Raw genomic sequence first — 25,422 nt, forward strand, 5'->3', positions numbered from 1 at the left:
CCGAACCACTCCGCCCTATACCTTATCACAGCAATTTTTTTCAGGACAATATAAGAACCTGCCCAACCCGAACGCAAGACGTCCAGCCGAACAATCGATGCCTTTTGCAGTTGGTTTTGAAATTAGTATCGTTTGTTCCTTGCTAAGGAAGGGCAGGTTTTTTGAATTTTGAAATCCATTCTTCTAAAAAATCCTCCAACTCAACTTCATTCACAGGTTGCTTTATTATCACGCCCTGGTCATCTGCTACCACTATGGTTGGAAATGCGTTCAATTTTAAAAGTTCCATAAAACTAAGCCCCGCTTGATTGTCAATTAATTGTTTCCAAAAAGGTTTGTCTTTTATCAAAGCTTTCTTCCAACTTTCTACCGACTTGTCAACAGAAATACCAATAAACTGGATACTATCACTGGAATATTTTCGAATCAATCGTGGTAATCGTTCTCTAATTGAAACGCGGCAGGGATTGCACCAGCTTGCCCAGAAATCAATGATATTAATCTTCTTCAATTGACTACTTATTGAATACTCCTTTCCACTAGAATCCCTTACTGATATCTTTGGCAGTTTCATGCCAATCCGTGTAAATTGAACATTCCTCAGCTGATAAAACAAAACACGAATAGCTTTAATAGAGGTATCACTCATTCTCAAAAGATGATCGGACCAGAAAAGCGAATCTAAATTACCCATTGTGGTAACATAGTAATCATTCATTACTAAAAGCTTTTGATAATCATCATTTCCTTCAATGATCTTCTGTTTGAGTTTTCCCGAATATTCGGGTAGAAAACTCATTACTTTACGCTGATACTTACCAACCAAATTGCGTCTTGCCTCTTCAGATATTTTCTTTTGACTCTCTTTCATAAATTCTGAACCAATAAGGTTGAACGTATTTTTCATGCTCCGAAGCTCGGTCCAGTCTTTCAACAAGGAAGCACCCGATATTTTAGAAGAATTGTAAAAGCTATCGGCGTTAGCATAAATAGTTACTTTACCAGTTGGCGGTAGGATTAGTGAAAAAACATTCTGCTCAATACCTTCCTTAAAATACTGATATCCTGAATTCAAAGGAACAACCCCTAATCTGATCATTCTGGATTTGATCTTGTTTTGAGGCACAACATAATGGAAACTACCGCTACTACTAACACGAATAGAATCAACCGGAAAAAGCGGCGCATTGAACTGTCCCTGTTCTTCAACGTAGATATAGGGGCGCCAATCATTCTTAACTTTGATTTTCCCTTCTAGTACAACTTGTGAATTCAGTGCTGCACACAGAATACAAAACAAAATTGTTAACCTAATTCGGATAGTAATAGCAGTAGTTGTCATGATGTTTATTTTAATGTTGCGATATAATTGCTAACAGCGGATTGTTGTTCTCTCGAAAGCGTATTTATATAGGACTCATAGGCGGCAAAAAACTGATCGTAATCTCCTGGCTTCACAAGCACAAAATTGCCTTTGGCATTGACTCCGGATTGACCGGCTGCGCTCATGGTAGTTATTGAATTGGATAGTGCAGTGGTGCTTACTCCAAATTGTTTTAAGTAATTAAGATAACTTGAGAACCGGTCAGGATAAAATCTTATGGTTCTTACAGCGGTTGAAGCACCTGACGTAGAACCAATAGGTGCGGTTTTACAGCTTGACACACCTAACCAACAACCGCATCCGCCGGTTTCGCGCTTGGGGTCCCAACAAATGCAACAGTCACTAAACCAACAATCGGCCGAGCAACTTGCATACCCGGCAGGGCACGTGCATCCGCTGCCGGTTGCGGCTTTGTCAATCTCAAGATGTTCTTCATGATCTGCAACAAGCGGCTCATTACTCTTTTTCGTACAATAGTAGGAACTGGTGGCAATCACAGCGAGGATTGCAATTACAAAATACTTTTTCATGGCTTTGAAAAATAGATGCCTACTCTAAAATGGTTTTCGGCTACCCCCTCCTGCTCCATACAGGAAGAGCAAATTTCATAAACCATTCAAAATCAACCATGAGGAAAACACCATGGAATTAGGAGAAAAAAAACACAAAAAAACGTATAAAATATTTTTTCTATCCAACGAGAAGTTTGAAATTTTAGGTACCAAAACTTATCAGAGAATGTATTACTTGTTAAAAGATGTAACTGCATTTATAATGCTATTAACTTACATATATGCAACTGTATTTATGATCAAGCATTTCAAAAAGCTTGGATACTTTAAACCATTAGTAATGACAATGATTGCTGGGGCTATTCAGTGCTCTCTCTCTTTTTTACCATCACTTGAAGTATCCTTTCTGAATAGATTGACTCCACTATTTATTTTAAGTATCTATTTATATCTATTATTCGAAATAATTTCATTTACTCTGATAGTTAGGTCAGTTCTTGCTTTAAAAAAACACAAGAATATTCCACTTTTAGTTAGTATTTTTCAAATCTTATATATCATATTCAATTTTTTCAATTCAAGTCAAACCACAGACTTTACGCTTTTATATACAATTCAATCAGTAATAATCGTAACGCTGTCTGCATTAGTGCTTTACTTTGGAAATGATGAATTACGGAATATCAATCTTATACAAGATTTTAAAACTTTATATTTCGTGGCAAACATTTTTATGTATACAATAACGATTCCATTATACTCGCTTCATGACTTTCTTTTCAACTTCAACAAAGAAGTATTCTTTACATTATATTCAATCAATGACTTCTCTTATTTATTATTTCTTATAACAGTAATTCATACATTAAAATGCAAGACTCGGTTCAATATATCTATACAGCTATAATCGCTTCAACCTTTGCTTTCCTAATCCTATTTATTTTTTTCTTAAGCGCATTTAACAAATCAAGAAAACAAAGAATCACGCAAATAGAAAAAGACAAATTGATTAGTGCTGTTTATGAATATAAACTGTCAGAATCGGAAGTTCATGCTCAAGAAAGCACCTTGAATTACGTCGGAAAAGAGTTACATGACAGGGTTGGACTTACTCTAACATTAGCGAAGCTAACCTTAAATAGCACAGTAAGTAAGCTGCCGCCTAACGTCATGAACGATTTCGCCAATATTGAACAGACAATCACCGATGCCATTAAAGAGTTAAAAGAAATTTCTATGGGAATCAATAGTGATTTAATTAGTGAATTTGGTCTCCATCACTCTGTTGAAAATGAAGTCTCGAGAATAAACAGACTTACATCAAAACGAGTTGAATATGATGTAATCGGCACGCCTTTTCAAATCTCGAACGACTTTTCAATTGCTATTATTAGGGTTATTCAAGAGCTGTTAAATAATTTAATCAAATACTCTCAAACGAAAAAAATAATAATCCTATTAGAGTATTCAGCAGAATGTATGCAAGTATCAATTGTCGACAATGGAGATCCAATTAAACATAGTACCCCAAAGATAAACACATCAGGATTGATTAATATCCGACATCGCTTGAAGTTATTAGATTCTCAATTGGAATCTTTAGTTACCGAAAATGAAAATATAACATTCTTTAAAATTAAGAAACCATGACTCCAATAAAAATTGCTCTCGTTGATGACCACCAATTACTAAGAATTGCATTAGTAAATCTTATTAATAACTTTGGGGACTTTAAGGTTATCATAGAAGCTTCAAATGGTAAAGAACTTATTAAAAGTATTAAATCTAACAGTTTACCAGATATTATCATATTGGATCTTAACATGCCTGAATTAGACGGTTACGATACATCCAAATGGTTGAATTCTAATTACCCAGATATTAAGATAGTAATGCTAACAATGTATGATGCTGAGGCCGCCCTTATTAGACTATTAAGATCAGGAATAAGAGGCTTTTTGAGAAAAGACATTCATCCAACTGAATTAAAACAAGCACTAATTCATGTAAATGAAATTGGATATTACTACACAAATTCATCTATCAATAGACTCGCAACAATATTTCGACTTAATAAAGAAGACATATTCAACAAAACAATCCTATCGGAGGAAGAAGTTACTTTTTTGCAACAAACTGCAACGGATCAAACTTATAAAGAAATCTCTATCACATTGGGAATTACACTTCGTAATGTAGATCACATGCGAGATCAACTATTTGAAAAACTTGAAGTAAAAAGCAGAGTAGGCTTAGCTCTTTTTGCTATCAAAAACGGTCTAGTCCATATTTAGATATTGAATTATTCAACCCGTACACAGAATAACCCCAAAAAGGTATCTGGCTTCACAAAAAATACTATCTAATAAACTTAATCTATCAACTTATTCCTCATACCATACATAATCAAACCAGCGATGGTTTTGGCGCCGACTTTGGTTTTCATGTTTTGACGAATGGTTTCAACTGTTCGAGGACTTAAAAACACTTCTTTCGATATCTCTTCGGTGGTTTTATCTTCAGCCAATAACTTTAATATGCGGATTTCCTTTTCAGAGAATTTTACCGGATTGGGGTAAAATTGACGAACCTGCTTCTTTGTTTGCAATTTGCTCAGCACTGCCTTGTTTACGAGATCATTGAAATAAAAATCATCATTCATGCAAGTGAGAATTGCCTGGTATATTTCATCCGGATCAGAGGTTTTAGTGAGGTATGCATTGGCTCCAAGCTCCAACATCTTACTAATCATCTCTTGATCGTCGTACATCGTTAACACAATGATTTTAAGATCGTCGTATTCTTTTCTCAAGATACCAATGGCGTTGATTCCATCTACCTCCGGCATCCTGATATCCATTAACAGTACATCGGGTTTCTTCAACTGCATTTTATGCATCAGATCCTTTCCATCTTCGGCCTCCCATAACAATTTCAAGTACTCTTTTCCTTTGAGCGCCATTTTTATTCCATCGCGAAAAATCTTATGATCATCGGCAAGGGCTACTTTTATCACCATTTCTGTACTCATATTGCAGCGGTTCTTTTATAGGTTTGATAATCCTTCGTTTTTTTTCGAGTTTGAATTCGTAGTTATACGAAATTGCTTTCTTAATTCCCTATCTACAAAATCGAGCAAATGCGCTCTTGTTCTTACTTTCAACAACCGGTACTTTTGTCTAGAAGTTGATTGATGTAGGTATGCAACCTCTCCAAATCATCCAATGTCCTGAATACCGTCCAGTAAAAAGTTTCCAAAAATCCTAAGAAAGACCATCAGAGAGATCCACTATCAGTCAACTTCTTCTTCCCCGTTTTGAAATCCTTGTACTTCAAATTATAGGCCATTAACGTGTTTTTACTCGAAAAATTGCCTTTTTCCGTATTTCCTCCAAATTCCAACTACCCGGCTTTTTCAGGTTTATTCACACTTGTGCATAAACTTCAAAAAATCGTAGTTTTTCATCGTAAGTCTACGAATATTTCACCGTATTTTTACTAATTTTTTAGCGTACAACTACGTATTTTTACCTAGTAGGTTTACGATAAAAATCACCGAAAAGCTACGTCTGATCTAAGTTTCGTCCAAATTACGCCTTTTTATCAAGGTTTTAGGTATTGTCCAGATTTTTTTTTTGGTGGTCTTTTACTCTGAATTCGGTGCTAAAAACCTCTTCAAAAAAGAATTTTATATGACACAGACTACCATCAAAACCCAAAACATCGCTGCAATTGGTGAAGAAATTGGTTTGGATTTAGGTAAGCAAATGGTTAAGGCTTATCAAGACGCTAATCCTACCGACGTAAGCGCTTATTTGATCGGAAGAAACATCCTCGAGCAAATTTTGGCTCAACCCGGTTGCGTAGGCATCCGTTTCTACAACGCTTATAACGAGCTAGGTCAAAAAACGCTCGTTTATGTTGGTGTAGACGCCAACGAATCTGCTATCATCACAGTTACTTCTGTAACCACTACAGGTGAGTTCGAAACAACAAAAGGTATCGTTGCTGACAGAATTAAGCCTATTAGAACAGAAGGAATTGACGCTGATGATTGGGGCGTAACAAACGACTAATTTTTGTATATTATTGAAACTTAGCTATTTTTGAGAAAATCAACAAAATAGATAAGTTTCTCCAAAATATTAGCTTAATTAGCCCATTATTACCACTGGTGCTGTTTTTATTGTTAAAAGACAAAAAAAACAGTCAACTGGTGGTTATTTTTTTGTATTCTATACTTGCTTTTTTGATTGATATTTTATTGACTGCATCAAGTACATTCTTAAAAGGTGAGAATGCGCAAAACATTACAAACCTACTCCTAAGTATTTTTACAGTTATTGAATTTTCATCCTTCGCCTTTTTCTTAAGTAAGGCGCTTAAATCTCCAATATCTACAAAAGTCGCACTTTTTGCCATTTTTATCTTTATCCCCGTTTGCATAGTTAATTGGTTCTTTTTGCCCAAGTATGGTGCAAATCTTGACACAATACCTGTTGTTTCTCAAGCCCTAGTAATAATGCCACTCTGTGTAATGTTTTATTTTGAGCAAATAAAAAACCCAGTAAATCTATTTATATACTCGACTCCTAATTTCTGGGTGGTAACAAGTATTTTGATATATCTATCTGGTACTTTCTTTATTTTTCTCTATTCGATGAATCTTTCAGAAAAAGAACTGGTAGATTACTGGGCGATCAACTATTTTTTCAATATCCTGAAAAATTTATTGTTCGGTGTAGCCGTTTATTTACAAGCCCGAGGCACCAAAGAAGAAGAAATTCCGTTTAACCAAAACCTAACTTAAACCCGTAAGCACCCTAAACATGTACTTTTTACAAACCGGTACAACAAGCTCCACCTCGCTGGTACTCCTTTTCGGTACCGTGGGAATGCTCGTGCTCACAATCGGACTCATCGTTTTCATCATCTTCCACCAGCGGAAAGTCATTCGCTATCAGCTCCAACTCCAAAAAATGGAGCAAGATCAGCAAAAAATGTTCCTCAATGCCTCTATCCGCCTCCAGGAAGAAGAACGCCAACGCCTCGCAGCCGATCTGCACGACGACGCCGGTCCGCTGTTGGCTACCGCCCGACTCTACCTGAACGAAAACCTGGTAAACCTCGACAAAACAACCCAGCTCCAAAATATTTACAATGCCAAGCAGATCATCGATGATACCATCCAACTGATCCGCAATATCTCCCATAGCTTGATGCCTCCCACCCTCAAAAACTTCGGTTTAGAGAGTGCCGTGAACGACCTGTTCCAAAAAATCAGCGCCTCCGGCAGCATGAACGCTAGTTGCAGATTCCACGATTACCGCACCCGCATGGACCCCGAAGACGAATTGATCGTTTTCCGTGTAATCCAAGAATTGATCAACAACATCCTGAAACACAGTAATTCCAGCTTTATCCACCTTACCCAAAACATTAGCGGCGATAAACTTTACGTGAGAATGCACCACGATGGAAAAGGCCTCACACAAGAAGATTTCGACCGATTGAACAAAAGCGCAAATGGGTTAGGACTTAAAAACATTCAAAGCCGACTCAAACTTTTACACGGGAAAATCTTTTTCGAAAAAGATGCTTCTCAAACCTATTATAAAGTGACCATTGAAGTACCAAGAATAGAAGACGGAATACCGGCAAAATAAATTGACAGTTCCCTGTCAATTAACTAGTTGAGATTCAGTACTTTTATTTTCCAATATCGTTTACCATGGGACCAATTAAAGTTGCTATCGCCGACGACCACAAAATTTTCCGCAAGGGGGTAATCCTGTCGCTAAGACAGTACGCCAACTTGAAATTCATAATGGAAGCAGAGAACGGTCAAGAACTGATCGACCAACTCGCAACCGCACCGGAAGAGGATAAACCGGAGGTAATTCTCATGGACTTACGCATGCCCGTTAAAGACGGTATAGAAACTACTAAGTTCGTTGCCAAACAATACCCCGATATTCATATCATTGCCCTCACCATGCATGAAGACGAGCGCTTCGTAAGTCACATGATGGAAATTGGTGCCAATGGATATTTGTTGAAAAGCGCCGACCCGGCAGAAATCAAAAAGGCCATCATGGAAGTAAAGGCCAAAGGCTATTACCTCAACAATTTCGTTAACCGAATCTTGTTGAAAAAATCACACTCCCGTCAACGTACCGCACCTACCCTCACTACAGATACGGCCCTTTCCGATCGTGAAAGAGATGTAATGAAATACATTTGTATGGAATTCACAGCTCAAGAAATTGCGCAAAAATTGGATGTTAGCCCACGTACTGTGGAAGCCATCAAAGACCGCCTAATGGAGCGATTTGGGGCTAAAAACACCGCTGGATTGGTGTTCTATGTAGTGAAGAATAATCTGATCGATTAATAGTACCTTAGCGGCGCGTCCAACCCCTGAAGAACCGGTTTTGTTTTATATGACTGATACAACCGGTTTCATATCATTTCTGTTCGTTCATCTCATTGCGTCTCTATTGGCGGTATTTGCCGTTACGGGTTTGCTATTGCGTCAACCCAAGAAACCAATGAGTACCTGGCTCTTTTTCGCCCTCTCACTTTATACCATCTTACTGCCCTTTTTTTTACTGGGATTTAAGCAGCAGTATAATTGGACATTAAATTCCACCAACACACATTTCTATATTACCGGAGCATTTCTTACTGCTCTTACCTTACGCTTGCATTGGAACTTTAAAATAGCCGGCGCATTGTATCAAACCATACTTGCCATGGTGCTTTCTTTTTTTCTGACGCTCACTTGGGCTGCTCCGGAAAAATTGAACATTCCGGGAATTTACCTCATTGTTTCCGGACTTGTAATTGCAGGGGTTCTCATCACTTGGGCGAAAGCCATCAAGGAACGCTATTTCTTCCCCTTCCAACAATCTTGGTTTTGGATTTCAATGGGAGCACTTTGCCATCATTTGATGCTGCTGGTGTATGCTGCTTTGTATTTCAGCTATCCTAACTTTCCTCAAATACAAGAAAGCTTTACCTATGTAATAGGGCTGTCGTACTTATTACAATGGATCTTATTTGTGATTGGAGTTTGGAGCAAACCCGATACCAACGAATTGAATTAAGCAAACCGCATCTCTGGAACTGTTGCAGGTACAGTTAACTTTCCCAATGTCTTTTCTTGAATGTATTCTATACTGATTCCGGGAGCCCTTTCAACCAATAGAAACCCGGCCCCATTGGGCAAAACATCCATTACCGCCAAATCCGACACAATGCGCTTTACACAACGCACACCAGTAAGTGGCAAACTACAATTGGGGAGTAATTTTGAAGCTCCTGCCGGATTGGTATGCATCATCGCCACTATGATATTTTTGGCACTGGCTACGAGATCCATGGCTCCGCCCATACCCTTTACCATCTTACCCGGAATTTTCCAATTGGCAATATCTCCGTTTTCTGAAACTTCCATCGCGCCTAGTACCGTTAAATCTACCTTGCCTGCACGGATCATTCCAAAGCTTTCTGCACTATCAAAAAACACACCACCGGGTAATACCGTTACCGTTTCTTTTCCGGCGTTGATCAAATCAGGATCTACTTCCGATTCAACAGGATAGGGTCCCGTACCCAAAATCCCATTTTCACTTTGAAACACTACACTCATTCCGGTAGGAACATAATTCGCAACAAGAGTGGGAATACCAATACCTAAGTTCACATACATTCCATCTTTTAACTCTTGAGAAATCCGTTGTGCTATTTGAAATTTATCGAGCGACATACCATTCAATTTGAAGTAAACATTATTTTTTTACCGTTTTGCGCTCAATGCGCTTTTCATAAGGACCGCCTTTGAAAATGCGGTGAACATAAATCCCGGCCACATGAATTTGATCGGGATCGAGTTCTCCCGGCGCTACCAAATCTTCCACTTCAGCAATGGTGATGGTGCCAGCCTTTGCCATTGAGGTTGAAAAGTTGCGGGTCGATTTTCGAAACACAAGGTTGCCCATGGTATCACCTTTCCAGGCTTTTACGATCGCGAAATCGGCATGCAGCGCCATTTCCATCAAATAATGTTTTCCATTGAACTCGCGTACTTCTTTGCCCTCAGCTATTTCTGTTCCATAGCCGGCAGGAGTAAAGAAAGCGGGGATACCCATTCCCGCCATTTGAATGCGGGTGGCAAGAGTTCCTTGCGGAATTAAATCTACTTCTAATTCACCGCTCAACAACTGACGCTCGAATTCAGCATTCTCACCCACATATGAACTCATCATTTTTTTGATTTGCCGGGTTTGGAGGAGAAGACCCAATCCAAAATCGTCGACTCCGGCATTATTGGAGATACAAGTCAAATTCTTTACGCCTTTCTCAACAAGTGCTGCAATACTAGTTTCCGGAATACCACAGAGACCAAAGCCTCCGAGCATCAAGGTATCGCCGTCTTTGATATCGGCGATGGCAGCAGCGGCGTTCAACACTACTTTATTCATAACAAGCAAGCTTTAATTCGTTTCTATTGCGGCTTTGGGGCCGGCGTTGAAGGAGTTGGCTTGTACAGCGTTTCCTTCTCTTTATTCGCACGCACCGATAAAGTATCGAACATGGCTTTTAACAAATCGGGGCGCGACAAATAAAATTTATAACTCTTTACAAAACGTTCTTTATCGATCTGATGTACCTGAAACACTTCGTCGTAAAGCTTAAATGTTTCCAATTTCAAATCCAGTTTTGCGGTGTCCTTTATCAGAAATTGATTGGAATACCGGTCGGCTAAAATCATATCCCACAAAATCAATTGCATTTTTTCCTGAGGAATTACATCCTTAGGAACTTCTTTAGATTCGCCACAAGCGATCAACAATAATACCATCATTACAAGGCCTAGTCTCACTTTAATTCTTGTTTATACAGATTCGAATTGGTTATATCAATCTTTGCTAAAATGTCTCTCGCCCTGGTTTTTGCTTCAGGATCCGCTTTCTTCAATGCTTTTACGATCTCCGTTGCCTTTCCTTGAAAGAAGAAAGGTACGATCATCGAATTCGGATTATCGGTGTTTAAAGTATTGATCAAGTTCACCACATTAAGCAAGGCATTGCGTCCTTCCTCTTCGTTTTCATACATCATGTCCAAACCCAAACGATAATATCCATAAATGATATCATGAATCAATGCATACTTATTATTGGCTAAATTTTCGGCTAACCAATACCGGTTGCGCTGACTGTCAAATGGCTTCCAACCCGTTATGTCTCTGCCATCAGGAGCATTGTTTACGATTTGCTGAGCCTTTTGAAAAAACAGATCTCCACCTCTTGACGAGAACGAATCATAGTCGAGCCCTAACAATAGATATACATAATACGCCAAAGTTGCAGACAGGTTCGATACTTGTGGATCGGAGCCAGATACGCGATTCTCATTGAACTCCACCGGCTGGTATTCTACATATTTGAATGTAAACGATTCGTCTTGAAAATTAATGAGAGGCGATTGGTAACTGGAATTGAAAATGGGACGAGCCGCTTGAACCACCAATGTGCCACTGTATACATTGTCGGCCACCGTTTTTTTGATGGTGATCAGAAAATTACAATTGATTTTTTCCTGAGGCTGGTAGGTATCATTGGTCCATTTACGGTTGTTCAAAAAAGTGTTCAGGGTTGTTTGAAGGGTCTGAAATACTTTCTTGTCCGTTTGTGAGCTAATCAACGAAGCATTCACTGCTACGCGGGCATTCAATTCCTGGGCCTGCAATGAGGCAGTCAAGCCAAAGCTCATCAACAATACGATCAAAAATCGGATTCTCATTTATTGGATGTTTACAATTCTATCAACGATATCAACGGCTACTTGTTGCTTCGATTTCTGCTCGTAGGTCCATTCAGCGCCGTTTTTTGCAAAGATGGTGATCTTATTGGTATCATGACCAAATCCCGCGCCTGAATCATTCAGGGAATTCAGGACAATGAGGTCACAGTTCTTGGAAACCAGCTTTTCCTGCGCATAGGCGCGTTCATTGGTTGTTTCCAAAGCAAACCCTACCAAAACCTGACTGGGCTTCTTTAAGCCTCCTAATGACTTTAAAATATCTTTTGTCTTCTTGAGCGTTAGCGTTAAATTACCCTCTTTCTTTTTAATTTTCTCTTCTGACACTTCTTCTGGAGTGTAATCAGCTACAGCTGCCGACATTACGGCGATATCTACACCTTCAAACCTTCCCACACAGGCCTGGTACATTTCCTCCGCCGAACGAACCGCCAGAACTTTTACTGATGCCTCACGAGGCTTGTGCGAACTAGGCCCTAACACCAATGTTACTTCGGCTCCCCTTCTACTCATTTCATCGGCTATAGCGATGCCCATTTTTCCGGAGGAATGATTGCCAATGAAACGCACAGGATCAATGGATTCATAAGTGGGTCCGGCAGTGATCAACACCTTCTTACCCGCCAAGTCTTTCTCCCCAAAATATCGATTGTAGATAAATTCCATTATTTGTTCGGGTTCAGCCATTCGACCTTCTCCATGCAAACCACTGGCCAATTCGCCTTTTCCAACAGGAATAATGGCGTTTCCAAAGGATTCTAGTTTATTCAAATTCTGCTTGGTAGTTGGATGGTGCCACATGTCCTCGTCCATGGCAGGAGCCACACAAACCGGACAAGTAGCCGACAAATAGGTTGCCATTAACATATTATCGCAGAGCCCGGAAGCCATTTTTGCGAGGGTATTACAGCTCAAAGGCGCTACCAACATCACATCGGCCCAACGCCCCATCATCACATGATTCGACCATGCCGCATCAGAGAAAAGCTCCGTTACAACCTGATTTTTAGACAGTGTAGAAAGGGTTAAAGGAGAAACAAAATCTGCAGCGGCCTTGGTCATTACAATTTTTACCTCTGCCCCCTCTTTTACAAGAGCGCGAACTAATAATATGATCTTGTAGGCAGCAATACTTCCGGAAATACCGATCAATATTTTCTTCCCTTGAAACTTCATGGAATAAAATTAGTGGTTTGATGTCAGGGTATAAAAATAAAAAGCGACAATGATGATCATTGTCGCTTGCAATACATTTCAGAAAGAATTAACTGAAAAGATCTTCTTCGTTTTTGCGGTGATAGATCTTGTCTTCCAAAAACTCTTGAGTAGCCAATAATGCTGGGTTTGGCATACGCTCATAAGCTCTTGAAATCTCAATTTGCTCTTTGTTTTCGTGGATTTCTTCCAAGCTATCGGTATGGCTTGCGAATTCTTCCAACTTATTGTGTAATTCTTCTTTCAACGTAACGTTGATCTGGTTCGCTCTTCTAGCGATGATCGAAATAGACTCGTATACGTTACCAGTTTTACCCTTAATAACGTTGAGGTCTTTTGTTTCAGCCACATTGGCTGTATTGGCACTAATTTGTCTTCGTAACCGGCTCATTTTGTATGGCTTTAATATTGTTTTGTGATTGATTCAAATAACGCTCTACTTCTTTAATTAGTTTGCTATCGGGGAAACGATCGGTAAAATCGTTGCATTCATTCACTACTTGCTCAAATCTAGCTAATTTTTTCTCATCTATACTATTGCTGGCAAACAAATAATAGGCACGGATCACCTGAAGCTTGTAATCTTCGCTTTTCTCCGAATCAGGGAATTTCTCCATGAGGCTCGAAAAAGCGATCGCAGCTGCGCGGTAATGTCCCAAATTGTAATACAATTCCGCACTCTTGAATTCTTTCAGTTCCAATTTAGCACGGCAAAGATCGATGATCTCGTTGGCTTCTTTGTTTCTTGTAGAGGCGGGGTGCGTATTGATGAAAGTTTGCATCAAACCTATGGTTTTTGCCGTATTGGTTTGATCCAGTTCTTGCTTGGGGCTCTGGCGGTAATACGTATAAGCTCTCATGTACTCCATTTCCTCCGCACGAATACTGGTTGGAAACACTTCTGTGAACTGCTTGAACAAGCTTTCAGCTTGAAGCCAATCCTTTAAATAATAAGAGCAGTACGCGAACTTATAAAACACATCCTCAAATTGAGGCTGGCCCTTCAAAAGAGGGAATAACTCCTCGTACAACTGCTGAGCGTAATTGTATTTCTTGTTTACATAGTATTTATCGGCCATACGGAGTTTATAATCATAATCCGTACTCTTCTGCACTTTCGAAAATTCGGTACAGGAAGTGAGGCCAAAAACTACAAATGCGAGGATGGTTAAAAATCTCATAAAGGAGCACAAAGTTAAGGGATTGTGGGCAAAAATGGAAGGATTCCCTAAGATGTCCAAAATCAGAGCGTTAATATAAAGTAAAAACCCTCCCGGCAAGGGGAGGGTTCTTATATATGCTAAAAACAGTTAGGAATTAACCTTTGCGACGTAAGTTGGGGTGTGGAGCAGGAACTGTGTTAGGACCTTCTTCACCGGTACCATCTTGCAGGTCAACAGTGTTGCAGTCGCCACCTTCCTGACCGAACTTGAACACAAAACGACTATCGCTGATTCCTTCTTTTTCAACGAGGTAGTTGATGATTGCGTTCACGCGATCCCAGCTCAATTGTTGTTCAGCTTTGCTAGAATTGCAGTAACCTACTACAGCTACTTTACAATCTGCACTTTGCTTCATTTTCTGAGCTACGCTTGCCAACAAAGCTTTTGCATCATTAGACAGTGTTACAGTTTTGCCTTTGAATGTGATGCTAGGTAATGCACCGATATCACATTTTTGTTTTTTTCCGTATTCACCGCTTTCTAATTTAGCCATGATTATCGCGGCTTACACCGTGAGAGTCAACAGGAGCACCTGCAGGAGTATTAGGTTCGTTATCGAACTGGTCAGTTACACCGTCACCATCTTTATCATCCAATACTGGCTTAGGAAGTTGCATGTGACGAGGCTTGTTGATTTCGTTGTAAGCATAATCCAAAGGATTTACCCACCACAAAGGTTCAACTGATTTACCACCTACTGCGATGTTTAAACCGGCAGAAAGGAAGTTGTATGAATCGAAATCTCTTGTTTGTGCAGGAGCGTTCACATCACCTTCTTGCCATTGCTGACCATCTAACAAGTCAGTTTTGATTACAGTAAAGCGATCTTCCAACGCCAAGCTCAATTTCTTGTTCAATTTAATTTGGATACCGGCACCAGAAACGAATGCTGGCTTGAATGACTTACCAAACAATTTTGGTTGTAAGGGGTCAGTTTCAGCTTGTGTTTCGTAGTTACCATCCATTAAGTTTTTCAATGCTTTACGGATGTTCTTACGGTTGCTGTAACCACCACCAGGGATGGTAGAAAAATCGTAAGGGTTTCCTTGAGCATTCAATGCATCGATCTTAGTATCGTAGATAGAACCACCGATACCACCGAAACCATAGATATTAAATCCGGTCTTCGATTTGTGGAAACGAATATTATTCATGGTTACTACCCCTTGTAAACTCAAATCCCAAACACTGGTTTTGTAGTTGTAGTATACAGGAACAGTAGCATTATAAGTAGGATACCAGGCCGGGTTTCTTCTGTAGCCGTATGAAGGGCTGAAGTTCAAACCTTTAGTGGTTCCGTACGCTAATTCACCTCTTAATGAAAATACATATCCGAGGGCTTTACGAACGTGCAAACCTGCACCAAACCCTGGGAAACGGCTTCTTACGTCGCCTGAAACGGAGAATGCACCCAACTTAAGACCTAATTCCCACTGATTTCTTGGAAGAGCAGGGAAGGCGTAGTTGTGCGCCATAAATTCTGTGTGTTGAGGTAACCTCTTGGAAGGGATTACGGAGGAGTCCTGTACATCGTAGCTACCGCCAATTTGGGCGAAAGCACCTGATGCTGACAGGCAAAGTACCCCTAATAAAATCGAAAACTTTTTACTTGCCATAACTGTTTTTTATATGAAGGATTAAGATTGCCTAAAAACCTAAGTTGGTGCAAATTTATAAATTGATTGTTAAATTACAAATTTTTTTGAGGGTCCAATTTTAAATAGTGAATTGTAGTTCATGCAATTAAGACAGGTTACCTCCCAAAAATGATGCTCGGTTATTAAAAATCTTAGTAGTAATTTGCCCCCGTTTCCCCAAACAATATCTCAACCGGATGAAATTAGCTCAGGCCATTTTACAGGACGAATTACAGGAATTTGACAAAAAATTCAAGGAGGCTGTTAAAAGCCAGACGCCCCTATTGGACCGGATCATGAGATTTATTGTGAATCGGAAGGGTAAACAACTGCGGCCAATGTTCGTTCTTTTATCGGCCAAACTGTGCGGATCAATTACCGAAGCTAGCTATAGAACGGCATCTCTGGTAGAACTATTGCATACGGCCACTCTTGTTCATGATGATGTGGTGGACGAATCCCTCGAAAGACGCAATTTTTTCTCGACCTATGCCCTCTGGAAAAACAAAATTTCGGTGTTGGTGGGCGATTATTTGCTGGCCAAAGGTCTTTTGCTATCCCTTGACAACGACGATTTTAGAATCCTCCAAATACTCACCCGCGCCGTTCGTGAAATGAGCGAAGGAGAGCTTTTGCAGCTCGAAAAAAGCCGGACCCTAAACCTCAACGAACAGGTGTATTACGATATCATCAAGGGCAAAACAGCCTCTCTGATTGCCTCAGCTTGCTCCGCCGGAGCTTATTCAAGCACTAAAAATGAAGAGCAAGCCGAAAAAATGAGAGTTTTCGGTGAAAAAGTGGGCATGGCCTTCCAAATTAAAGATGACCTTTTCGATTACGGCGAAGCCAATGTAGGCAAACCCACAGGAAACGATATCAAAGAGAAAAAACTGACCCTACCACTCATCTATACGCTCAATAACTGCGATCCCAAAACACGCAGAGAACTTATTTACATCATCAAAAATCAAAACAAAGACCCTAAAAAAGTGGCGCAGGTAATTGATGTTGTAAAACACAAAGGCGGAATTGAATATGCTACTCAAAAAATGATTACTTTCCGTGATGAAGCGCTGGCCATCCTTCACAGCTTCGATAACAAAGAAGTACGTGAAGCCATGGAAGAGCTGGTCCGTTTTACCACAGACCGTTCCTATTAATACCCTGATCTATATTGTTGCATGCCGAAACGATGGAATATACTGAAGGCACCCGATGCCCTAGCCAAAGAATTGCAGGCCAGCCTGAAAATTCATCCCATTTTGTGCGCCATTCTCGCGCAAAGAGGCATTTGTACCTATGAAAAAGCCAAACACTATTTTCGACCTCAACTCAACGACCTCCACGACCCATGGCTCATGAAAGACATGCTGAAAGCCGTAAAACGCATTCTGCTGGCCATGGAACGAAAAGAAAAAATACTGGTGTTTGGCGATTACGATGTAGACGGCACCACCTCTGTTGCTTGCATGTTCAGCTTCCTGTGCTCAGTGTACGATAAAAACTTACTTGACTTCTACATTCCCCATCGTTATCGTGAGGGATACGGCATTTCAAAAGCAGGAATCGATTTTGCTAAACAAGAAGGATTTACACTCATCATATCGCTCGACTGCGGCATTAAGTCTGTCGACTTGATCGGCTATGCAAAAGAGTTAGCTATTGATTTTGTGGTGTGCGATCACCACCTTCCCGATTCTGTTTTGCCGCCTGCAGTGGCAATTTTGAATCCAAAGCAGTCTGACTGCGAATATCCCTACAAAGAGCTATGCGGTTGCGGCGTAGGTTTCAAACTCATCAGTGCACTTTGCGAAGAAATGAACTTGCCTGCTGAACGAGCGCAACAATATTTGGATTTGGTGGCAACTGCCATCGCTGCAGATATTGTGCCCATGACCGGAGAGAACCGAATTATGGCATTCTATGGATTGGTGAAAGCCAATACGACCCCCAATGTTGGCATACTCGCTTTAAAAGAACTCAGCGCCCGTATGAACGATCTAGTGATCAGTGATCTGGTATTCATGATTGCGCCTCGTGTGAACGCGGCCGGTAGAATGGACGATGCAAGAAAAGCTGTCATGATGTTCATTGCCGAAACGCAGGAAGAAGCAAAGCACTATGCAGAACAATTGCATTCCGATAATAAAGATCGAAAAGAAGCCGATAAGTCGATCACAGACGAAGCTCTACAAATGATTCAATCGAATCCGGAATGGCAAGACCGTAAATCAACGGTAGTGTACCAACCCACATGGCACAAAGGTGTGGTGGGTATTGTAGCTTCAAGACTGATTGACTCTTATTATCGACCCACCATTGTACTCACCCAATCGGGCGAATATGCGGCGGGAAGTGCTCGCAGTGTACCCGGATTCAATTTATACGAAGCCATCCATGCATGTAAAGATTATTTACTAGGATATGGTGGTCACTATGCAGCTGCAGGCATGACCTTAGAAGCCACAAAAATTGATGCTTTTCGGGAAGCATTTGAGAAACAGGTGGCGTCTACCATTAAGCCTGAGCAATTGATACCCGAAATTGTGATTGACTCAGAAATTACGCTGAAAGACATCAACCTTAATTTCTATAATATCTTACAACAAATGGAGCCTTTTGGTCCGGAGAACAACAAACCGGTTTTTGTTTGTAGAAAGGTAACGGATACGGGTAAGTCGGCTTTAGTAAAAGGTGACCACCTCAAAGTTCAATTCAAACAAGACGGATTTATTGTTGGCGGCATTGGATTTGGAATGAAAGATTTTTTCCCGCTAGTAAGTTCCGGCAATCCCGTGGATGTGGTGTTTACGTTGGATGAGAACGAATGGAACGGAGTGAAGTCGGTGCAAATGAAGGTGATAGATGTGAGGGAGAGTAGAGAGATGTGAGTTATAAGTTTTTGAGTTTTTTAGTTTTAAGTTTTTAAGTTCGCCGCGCAGACCGCCAAGAGATAGCGAAGTCTCTTCTTCCCCCGTCCTTTATTTCTTCCGCCACCTTTTTATTAAAAAAATCAACACTCGCTTTGCGAATTCTTTGGGAATCTCTGCGCTCTCCTATGTTTGCGGTGAATATTTTTTTTGACCACAGATTCGCACAAATTATGACAGATTTACCACAGATTAGGGGCTGAGTATTCTGTTATACACTTCGAATAACGGACTCTAATCTGTGGTATCTATATTTAAAATCTGAGTTATCAGTGGTTTCAAAAACCCTTCGCGACATCTCCGAGCTCTTTACGTTCTACGCGGTGAAAAACAACAAAAGAATACTTTATAAATCTTCCTTAACTTATGCCCTTTGTGACAAATTGTGCAGCGCAGCTGCTCCATACTCAATAACTCAAAAACTTACAACTCAAAAACTCACCACCCTCCCCCCATTCACACTAGCTTAACACGCCCCCACCCCACTCTTAGTAAACTTCTTCTTTCCATTTTCGTCTAATAAGAAAAAGTGATCCCATGAAACAGACATATTTAATGATTCCACTATTTGTAATGGGCACTACAATTGGAGCCAGGGCTCAAAGTGGAGAACAGGATTCAACCGGACTGCCCGGTGACAACTTTAGTTTACAAGGAGCATTGGAATTGTTCAAAGAGGCTAAGTCGCCCGAAGCCTTTGAAAAAATGCTCAATACCGAATCGAATCATGTAAACAACCTCGACCTGAATAAAGACGGCAAGATTGATTACATCCGCGTCATTGATAAACAAAAAGGCGATGCTCACGCATTGATCTTACAAACACCTATCAGTAAGCGACAGCGTCAAGACATTGCTGTCATAGAAATCGAAAAAACCGGAGATGCTACTGCTTCCGTACAAATTGTAGGAGATAAGGATTTGTATGGAGAAGAGAAAGTAGTAGAACCCAAAGCCGAGGAAAACGACAGTAAGGGACCTGCATTGTCGCCTGACTTTTACGAATACCCCAGTGGTATTTTTGTAAATGCATGGTTTTGGCCCAGTGTACAATTCATGTATGCTCCCGGCTATTCCCTGTGGGTTTCGCCTTGGAATTGGGACTTCTACCCCGACTGGTGGTATCCTTGGTATCCCATGAGTTATTCGGCATTTTATCCATTCGTTATTCGCTATCGTCCTTTGTATGTGTACGCCCCAGCGGTGCGATTAACCTATGCGCACAGCATATACGCACCCTATCGCACGCGTTCGTTCTACGTTCGTTCACACAATGCCGTTGTGATCAATAATTACCGAACCATGCGAGCTGCGCCCATGCGTGTTCGCACTGCTCCGGCCCCTGTATACCGTGCTGCCCCGCGCTCTTACGGTGGTGGCTATGGAGGCTTCCGTGGTGGTGGCGGATTTAGAAGAAGACGCTAATAAATTTTCATAAGTACGAACCTTTGGATTAAAAGCGCAAGGAAGAAATTCTGAGCGCTTTTTTGTTGTATACGGAATTGACCTATTAAACCAGGACTTGAAATAAAATATTTTAACTTATCTATACATTTAATATTCGCTTTTTTAACTTTTTTCGATTACAGGTATTAGTTACTTTAGTAGAATCACATTCAAACGTTCATGGCTTAAGCCTAAGGATGTGCTTATTGAACCATCTCCTTTTAATCGTCAAAACCATGTTTATGAAGCAAAAACTTTACATTACTGCTTTATTTATTACTTTACTATGCGACCAAACTTTGGCTCAATCGAATTCAAAAAGTGACACTTACATCAAACTATCTGGCGGCAGGGTAGTCTATGGTACAGGCGATGTTATAGGATCGTCCTTAGCATTTGATATTTCCACCAACATTCTTAAATCAAGCAGACCAGGACTTTCTCAACTTCTTTTGGGCGGCGAGTTGATTTTTGAAAATGGCTCCCGTACTACTAAAGTAGAGAACCCTAGCACAAACGAGTTTTTTAATGATTGGTTCCAACACAATTCGGACTTTGTTTTATGGGGAAAGGCTTCCTATTATCCTTTTAGACAAGTATTAAAAGGATTTAATATTCAAATAGGTCCCACGTTCGGATATTCCTATGTTTCGTCCGAAGCACGAGCCAGCAGGCAGGTAGACATCACTGGATACGCAACTCGTATTTCCACTCTAAGGTTCGATAATCGCTTTACATTCGGCTATCGCATTTCAACCGGACTTGAATTTAACTTATCTCCCAGATTCTTAGCCGGCTTCCGACTCGACTTTTCTAATAACACCGCCGAAGACATCAATACTCTCGCAGGCATTAAACTGGGATACAAACTGTAAAAACCTTTTGTACTTGTATCCTGATTTTCAACACAATAATTCAATCCGAGTAACAGTTTTAAAACCCGGAATAAACTTTGCCCATATTATAGGGTCTCATAAAAAACTTATTTCCATGAAACGGACTTTATTATTGCTTACCCTCTTTATTGGTGGCGCTTCCTTAAGCAGCTTTGCACAGGATGCCAATGAAGATTCTACGGGAACTCCGGGCGATCATTTTAGCCTCGAGGGTGCCCTCGACCTTTTCAAACAGGCGCAAAGCCCTGAAGAATTTGAAAAATTATTGAATACAGAGTCGAACCATGTCAACAACCTCGATTTGAATGGCGATGGAGATATCGACTATATCAAAGTCATCAATAAGAAAGACGGCGATGCACAGGTGTTGGTATTACAAGTACCCGTGAATGAAAATGAAAATCAAGACATCGCAGTTATTGAAATAGAAAAAAACGGGGCCGAATCTGCTTCGATTCAAATCATTGGTGATGAAGATATTTTTGGAGAAGAAGTAGTAGTAGAACCTAAAGGGGAAGATGAAAAGACGCCGGGTGGCCCTTACTGGTCACACCTCGATGAACAACCCGCCGGTGTGATCGTGAATGTGTGGCTTTGGCCCAGCGTTCGTTTCATGTATGCTCCGGGCTATCGCTTGTGGGTAAGCCCTTGGAGATGGCATGCTTACCCAGCTTGGTGGCGTCCTTGGCGTCCGGTTCGTTGGTCGGTATTTCACCCCTATTGCGTTCGCTACCGCCCTTACTACGCATATGCACCCGCTGTTCGCTTAACATATGCGCATCGCGTGTACAGCCCAATTCGCACTACTTCCGTTGTAGTTAGAAACCGTCATGCCGTAGCAGTGAATCATTACCGCGTGAACCGCAAAACCACAACTGTTGTTGGTCCAAGAGGCAACCGCTATCAAAGAACAACTACTACTGTGAGAGGTAGAAATGGACATGTGGTGGGGAGGAAGACGAGTGTGAGAAGAAGGAGAGGATGAGAACAGGAGCGAGGATAAGAGAAAGAGCAGGAGGAAGAAGAGGGGGCTCGAAAGTGAATTTCTTAGCAGTTAAACATAAAAAATCAATAAAAAGAGCGAAGACTATTCTTCGCTCTTTTTACATTTTTATAGGCGTGAAAACTATAAATAATACGAATAGGATAGCATCATCTTTTTTTCCAGTAGATTAATTTAGGGTCTCTAGTTGAACCATCGAGTCGCCCTTCAACTTCATCCATCGCTTCGCTCCGGATTTCGCTCAGGGTTCACCCTCCGCATTGCTCTACCAATTAAAACAAGGATCGTCATTGAAAGTTCCTACTAGCCCTATTACCTCCCTCACCTCCTCGCTCCTCTTTTCCTCGTCTCCACATTTCTGCATTTCCCCCTGCCCCTCCTCCTGTTCTTTCTCTGCATTTCCTCGCTCCTACCATCACATCATCTCCACACTCCTATTAATAAACTCCGTCAAAGAAGATCCTTTTAAGAGGCCTTGAGATAGTAAGGCAAGATCTGCTAGGTTCTTAACAGTCTTTTCTTGTACTACAAGGTCTTCTTGCTTCAGGATTTTTTGATAGAGCGGATGATTGCCATTTACGGTGAGTAATACTTCATCGGGCATGTTGGCATAGAAACTCGCCATGGGGCCACTTACCGCCGCCATGTCTTTCATTCTGCGCATAAGCTCCGGACGAGTGGCAACAACCGGTGCTGCTTCCGGACTGAGTCCTTTCACTTCAACGGTCATTTGTAAATCGGGCAGTTTTAAATCGAAAAGCGTCTTTAGTTTTTCTTGCTCTTCTGCACTTAGAACGGTATCACTGTTTTCTTGCTTGTCAATCAAGTTATCGGCAATATCGGCATCCACGCGTGTGAAACTCACATTCGACCATTTCATTTCCATTTGATTGATGAAGGCCGCGTCTACCAAAGTTTCCATCTTCACTACAATATATCCTTTGGCTTGAGCAGCTTTGATGTATGCATCTTGTTGCACGGGTTGAGTAGTATATAGCACTACTAATTTTCCGTCTTTGTTTTTCTGCAAAGTCTCGGCTGCTAAACGGTATTCTTCCAATGTATAAAACTTCGGTTCTTTTGCTTCACCTGCAGTAGGCACTTCTTCAAATACATGAAACTTAGTAGCACGATCGAGGAATTTATCATCGGTCATCATCCCGTACTTCACAAACAATCCCAAGCTCTCCCATTTCTTTTCAAACTCGGCTCTTTCTTTGTTGAATATCTCTTCTAATTTATCAGCTACTTTCTTCGTGATATGATTGTTGATCTTTTTTACATTGGGATCACCTTGTAAATAACTACGGCTTACGTTGAGTGGAATATCCGGACTATCAATAACCCCTTGCAATAGCATCAAGAATTCCGGAACAATGTCTTTCACTTCATCCGTTACAAAAACCTGATTACAGTACAATTGAATCTTGTCCTTTTGTATTTCATAACTCTGTTTGATCTTCGGGAAATACAAAATGCCTGTCAGGTTAAACGGATAATCTACGTTTAAATGAATCCAGAACAGCGGTGGTTCATTGTAGGGATAGAGCTCTTTATAGAAATTCTGATAGTCTTCTGTTGTTAATTCAGAAGGCTTCTTGGTCCAAGCAGGTGTTGGGTTGTTAATTTGCTCGCCATTGAAGGTGATAGGAACCGGCAAGAAGCGACAGAATTTCTTGAGGATGCTTTCAATGCGTCCTTCTTCCAAAAACTCTTTACTTTCTTCGTTTACGTATAAAATAATATCGGTGCCACGGTTTTCTTTGGTGGTTTCGGTAAGAGCGTATTCGGGACTGCCATCGCATTCCCAGCGTACGGCCGCACCATCTTTAAAGCTTTTGGTTTCGATGGCTACTTTTTCACTTACCATGAAAGCGGAATAGAAGCCCAATCCAAATTTTCCGATGATGGCATTTTCGTTTTGTCCTTTGTATTTGTTTACGAATTCCTCTGCACCACTAAAAGCAACTTGGTTGATGTATTTCTCTACTTCTTCGCCTGTCATACCGATCCCTTTGTCGGAAATAGTGATCGTTTTGGCAGTGGTATCGAGTTTGATTTCGATGTTCAGGTCACCCAGGTCACCTTTTGCTTCACCGAGGGAAGAAAGGGTTTTCAGTTTTTGGGTGGCATCAACAGCATTGCTTACGAGTTCGCGCAAAAAGATCTCGTGGTCGCTGTAGAGGAATTTCTTGATAATGGGAAAGATGTTCTCGGTTTGAACTCTGATACTTCCTTTCTGCATATGTTGATCGAATTAATGTGTTTGAATGGGAAGGGGGTATCAAAAGGGGTGCCATGGGGGGAGGGACTGAAAAAATGGCGGGGTTAATTAATAATGGAACAGCCGGAATACAGAGAGAAAGAACAGGAGGAGGGGCAGGTGGTACGCTGGAATGAGGAAGAAAATTGGTGAATTTGAGGATAAGTGCATTTGGAAATGAAATACAGAGGAAGAACCGGAGGTGGGGCAGGAAGCGCTGCGTTATCGCTGCGGTCGCTGCGCCGCTGCGGTAAAATATGAAAGAATACAAAGAGATGAATACCGAAAAATTACTTAAAGAATTGTTTATCAACACCTTACTATACCTTAAAATTATCTCCACTGCTATTTGGCTGTAATGCCGGATTTTGGTATCTTTGCCGCCCGAAATTCACGAACCGTAAGGATTTGAGGGTTTTGGGAAAGTAAACTAAATTTTAAACAATCAAACAGGGATCATGAACAATTATGAATTGATGGTGATTTTTACCCCTGTGCTATCTGAAGACGACTTCAAAGCGGCTCAGAAAAAGTTCACTGCTTTTATCAAAGATAACGGCGGTAGCATTTTGCACGAAAATCCCTGGGGTTTGAAATCACTGGCGTATCCAATTGCCAAGAAGACTACCGGTCTTTACTGGGTATTGGAATATTCTGCGCCATCCAGCCTCAATGAGCAATTGAAGATTCAGTTGCTACGTGACGAGAACGTACTTCGTCACATGTTCACTGCACTCGATAAATACGCCGTCGAGTACAATGCTAGAAAGAGAAGTGGTGTATCATCTGGTAACTCAACTGTAGAAGCTTAATTTATGGCAAAGGCAAATGAAATTAAGTATCTGACCGCGATAAAAACGGAGAAACCTCGTAAGAAGTATTGTCGCTTCAAGAAGATGGGCATTCGTTATATCGACTATAAAGATGCTGAGTTCCTGAAAAAATTCCTTAACGAACAAGGCAAGTTATTACCCCGTCGTATCACTGGTAACTCTTTGAAGTTCCAGCGTAAAGTGGCGCAGGCTGTTAAAAAAGCCCGTCAGATGGCGTTATTGCCTTATGTAACTGATCTTTTAAAGTAAGGAGGG

At 40.8% G+C, this 25,422-nt stretch carries 27 protein-coding genes; 14 read left to right on the forward strand and 13 right to left on the reverse strand.

Annotated features, from left to right (window positions below; genetic code table 11):
- Positions 1–142: 142 nt before the first annotated feature.
- On the reverse strand, positions 143–1,342 hold the full coding sequence (locus ACQ2HE_RS09040; RefSeq protein WP_430898393.1) for a TlpA family protein disulfide reductase: 1,200 nt from the start codon (positions 1,340–1,342) through the stop codon (positions 143–145).
- Positions 1,343–1,347: 5 nt separating this feature from the next.
- Positions 1,348–1,914: a hypothetical protein gene (locus ACQ2HE_RS09045; RefSeq protein WP_430898391.1), complete on the reverse strand. Its 567-nt coding sequence runs from the start codon at positions 1,912–1,914 to the stop codon at positions 1,348–1,350.
- 852 nt (positions 1,915–2,766) lie between these two features.
- Between ACQ2HE_RS09045 and ACQ2HE_RS09050 the strand changes: the two genes are divergently transcribed.
- Both ACQ2HE_RS09050 and ACQ2HE_RS09055 read left to right on the forward strand, forming a co-directional pair.
- Positions 2,767–3,546: a sensor histidine kinase gene (locus ACQ2HE_RS09050; RefSeq protein ID WP_430898389.1), complete on the forward strand. Its 780-nt coding sequence runs from the start codon at positions 2,767–2,769 to the stop codon at positions 3,544–3,546.
- Entirely contained in the window at positions 3,543–4,190 is a 648-nt protein-coding gene (locus tag ACQ2HE_RS09055) for a response regulator (RefSeq protein WP_430898387.1), read from the forward strand. Before ACQ2HE_RS09050 ends, ACQ2HE_RS09055 begins: the two co-directional genes overlap by 4 nt.
- Before the next feature lie 77 nt (positions 4,191–4,267).
- Here the strand turns inward: ACQ2HE_RS09055 and ACQ2HE_RS09060 are convergent, their stop codons facing one another.
- Positions 4,268–4,927, reverse strand: a complete 660-nt coding sequence (locus ACQ2HE_RS09060) for a response regulator (RefSeq protein ID WP_430898385.1) — start codon at positions 4,925–4,927, stop codon at positions 4,268–4,270.
- Positions 4,928–5,588: 661 nt separating this feature from the next.
- Between ACQ2HE_RS09060 and ACQ2HE_RS09065 the strand changes: the two genes are divergently transcribed.
- The 5 genes from ACQ2HE_RS09065 to ACQ2HE_RS09085 all read left to right on the forward strand — a co-directional run bounded on the left by ACQ2HE_RS09065 (position 5,589) and on the right by ACQ2HE_RS09085 (position 9,005).
- Positions 5,589–5,972: a hypothetical protein gene (locus ACQ2HE_RS09065; protein WP_430898383.1), complete on the forward strand. Its 384-nt coding sequence runs from the start codon at positions 5,589–5,591 to the stop codon at positions 5,970–5,972.
- A 173-nt stretch (positions 5,973–6,145) separates the two neighbouring features.
- A complete protein-coding gene (locus ACQ2HE_RS09070) occupies positions 6,146–6,706 on the forward strand; it encodes a hypothetical protein (protein WP_430898381.1) in 561 nt (186 codons plus the stop codon).
- A 19-nt stretch (positions 6,707–6,725) separates the two neighbouring features.
- Positions 6,726–7,562, forward strand: coding sequence for a sensor histidine kinase (locus tag ACQ2HE_RS09075; protein WP_430898379.1), 837 nt, complete (start codon positions 6,726–6,728; stop codon positions 7,560–7,562).
- Between the two features lie 65 nt (positions 7,563–7,627).
- Positions 7,628–8,290: a response regulator transcription factor gene (locus ACQ2HE_RS09080; protein ID WP_430898377.1), complete on the forward strand. Its 663-nt coding sequence runs from the start codon at positions 7,628–7,630 to the stop codon at positions 8,288–8,290.
- A gap of 49 nt (positions 8,291–8,339) precedes the next feature.
- A complete protein-coding gene (locus ACQ2HE_RS09085) occupies positions 8,340–9,005 on the forward strand; it encodes a hypothetical protein (protein ID WP_430898375.1) in 666 nt (221 codons plus the stop codon).
- Here the strand turns inward: ACQ2HE_RS09085 and ACQ2HE_RS09090 are convergent.
- From ACQ2HE_RS09090 to ACQ2HE_RS09130, 9 genes are all read right to left on the reverse strand, one after another.
- Positions 9,002–9,667, reverse strand: a complete 666-nt coding sequence (locus ACQ2HE_RS09090) for a 3-oxoacid CoA-transferase subunit B (protein WP_430898373.1) — start codon at positions 9,665–9,667, stop codon at positions 9,002–9,004. The two genes, ACQ2HE_RS09085 and ACQ2HE_RS09090, sit on opposite strands and share 4 nt — an antisense overlap.
- 22 nt (positions 9,668–9,689) lie before the next feature.
- Positions 9,690–10,382 (reverse strand): CoA transferase subunit A, encoded by a 693-nt coding sequence (locus ACQ2HE_RS09095; RefSeq protein WP_430898371.1) that lies wholly within the window; start codon positions 10,380–10,382, stop codon positions 9,690–9,692.
- Positions 10,383–10,405: 23 nt separating this feature from the next.
- Positions 10,406–10,783, reverse strand: coding sequence for a DUF4296 domain-containing protein (locus tag ACQ2HE_RS09100; protein ID WP_430898369.1), 378 nt, complete (start codon positions 10,781–10,783; stop codon positions 10,406–10,408).
- Positions 10,780–11,703, reverse strand: coding sequence for a type IX secretion system protein PorD (gene porD, locus ACQ2HE_RS09105; protein ID WP_430898367.1), 924 nt, complete (start codon positions 11,701–11,703; stop codon positions 10,780–10,782). Before porD ends, ACQ2HE_RS09100 begins: the two co-directional genes overlap by 4 nt.
- The gene (coaBC, locus tag ACQ2HE_RS09110; protein ID WP_430898365.1) at positions 11,704–12,897 is read right to left on the reverse strand and encodes a bifunctional phosphopantothenoylcysteine decarboxylase/phosphopantothenate--cysteine ligase CoaBC; all 1,194 of its coding nucleotides are present in this window, start codon (positions 12,895–12,897) and stop codon (positions 11,704–11,706) included. It lies immediately after the preceding gene.
- 88 nt (positions 12,898–12,985) lie between these two features.
- A complete protein-coding gene (locus tag ACQ2HE_RS09115; RefSeq protein ID WP_430898363.1) occupies positions 12,986–13,327 on the reverse strand; it encodes a DNA-directed RNA polymerase subunit omega in 342 nt (113 codons plus the stop codon).
- Positions 13,302–14,117 carry an outer membrane protein assembly factor BamD gene (locus tag ACQ2HE_RS09120; protein ID WP_430898361.1) on the reverse strand — a complete coding sequence of 272 codons (816 nt, stop codon included), beginning with the start codon at positions 14,115–14,117 and terminating at the stop codon, positions 13,302–13,304. The genes ACQ2HE_RS09115 and ACQ2HE_RS09120 overlap by 26 nt, the downstream gene beginning before the upstream one ends.
- Before the next feature lie 136 nt (positions 14,118–14,253).
- Positions 14,254–14,652: an OmpA family protein gene (locus ACQ2HE_RS09125; protein WP_430902437.1), complete on the reverse strand. Its 399-nt coding sequence runs from the start codon at positions 14,650–14,652 to the stop codon at positions 14,254–14,256.
- Complete coding sequence (locus ACQ2HE_RS09130; protein WP_430902438.1) at positions 14,645–15,775, reverse strand: hypothetical protein; 1,131 nt, start codon at positions 15,773–15,775, stop codon at positions 14,645–14,647. Before ACQ2HE_RS09130 ends, ACQ2HE_RS09125 begins: the two co-directional genes overlap by 8 nt.
- A gap of 218 nt (positions 15,776–15,993) precedes the next feature.
- On the opposite strand from ACQ2HE_RS09130, the gene ACQ2HE_RS09135 reads away from it, so the two are divergent.
- The 5 genes from ACQ2HE_RS09135 to ACQ2HE_RS09155 all read left to right on the forward strand — a co-directional run bounded on the left by ACQ2HE_RS09135 (position 15,994) and on the right by ACQ2HE_RS09155 (position 22,053).
- On the forward strand, positions 15,994–16,956 hold the full coding sequence (locus ACQ2HE_RS09135; protein WP_430898357.1) for a polyprenyl synthetase family protein: 963 nt from the start codon (positions 15,994–15,996) through the stop codon (positions 16,954–16,956).
- 21 nt (positions 16,957–16,977) lie between these two features.
- The gene (gene recJ / locus ACQ2HE_RS09140) at positions 16,978–18,687 is read left to right on the forward strand and encodes a single-stranded-DNA-specific exonuclease RecJ (RefSeq protein WP_430898355.1); all 1,710 of its coding nucleotides are present in this window, start codon (positions 16,978–16,980) and stop codon (positions 18,685–18,687) included.
- A 576-nt stretch (positions 18,688–19,263) separates the two neighbouring features.
- Positions 19,264–20,151 (forward strand): hypothetical protein, encoded by an 888-nt coding sequence (locus ACQ2HE_RS09145; RefSeq protein WP_430898353.1) that lies wholly within the window; start codon positions 19,264–19,266, stop codon positions 20,149–20,151.
- 263 nt (positions 20,152–20,414) lie between these two features.
- Positions 20,415–21,047, forward strand: coding sequence for a hypothetical protein (locus ACQ2HE_RS09150; RefSeq protein ID WP_430898351.1), 633 nt, complete (start codon positions 20,415–20,417; stop codon positions 21,045–21,047).
- Positions 21,048–21,162: 115 nt separating this feature from the next.
- Positions 21,163–22,053 (forward strand): hypothetical protein, encoded by an 891-nt coding sequence (locus ACQ2HE_RS09155; protein ID WP_430898350.1) that lies wholly within the window; start codon positions 21,163–21,165, stop codon positions 22,051–22,053.
- A 433-nt stretch (positions 22,054–22,486) separates the two neighbouring features.
- On the opposite strand, the gene htpG is transcribed toward ACQ2HE_RS09155, so the two are convergent.
- Positions 22,487–24,316, reverse strand: coding sequence for a molecular chaperone HtpG (gene htpG, locus ACQ2HE_RS09160; protein ID WP_430898348.1), 1,830 nt, complete (start codon positions 24,314–24,316; stop codon positions 22,487–22,489).
- 476 nt (positions 24,317–24,792) lie between these two features.
- On the opposite strand from htpG, the gene rpsF reads away from it, so the two are divergent.
- Together rpsF and rpsR are read left to right on the forward strand one after the other, a co-directional pair.
- Positions 24,793–25,146, forward strand: coding sequence for a 30S ribosomal protein S6 (gene rpsF, locus ACQ2HE_RS09165; protein WP_430898346.1), 354 nt, complete (start codon positions 24,793–24,795; stop codon positions 25,144–25,146).
- A 3-nt stretch (positions 25,147–25,149) separates the two neighbouring features.
- Positions 25,150–25,416, forward strand: coding sequence for a 30S ribosomal protein S18 (rpsR, locus tag ACQ2HE_RS09170; RefSeq protein WP_430898344.1), 267 nt, complete (start codon positions 25,150–25,152; stop codon positions 25,414–25,416).
- Positions 25,417–25,422: the final 6 nt, after the last annotated feature.

The organism is Endoryza foliicola (assembly GCF_050589245.1).
Taxonomy (GTDB): Bacteria; Bacteroidota; Bacteroidia; order Chitinophagales; family Chitinophagaceae; genus Endoryza; species Endoryza foliicola.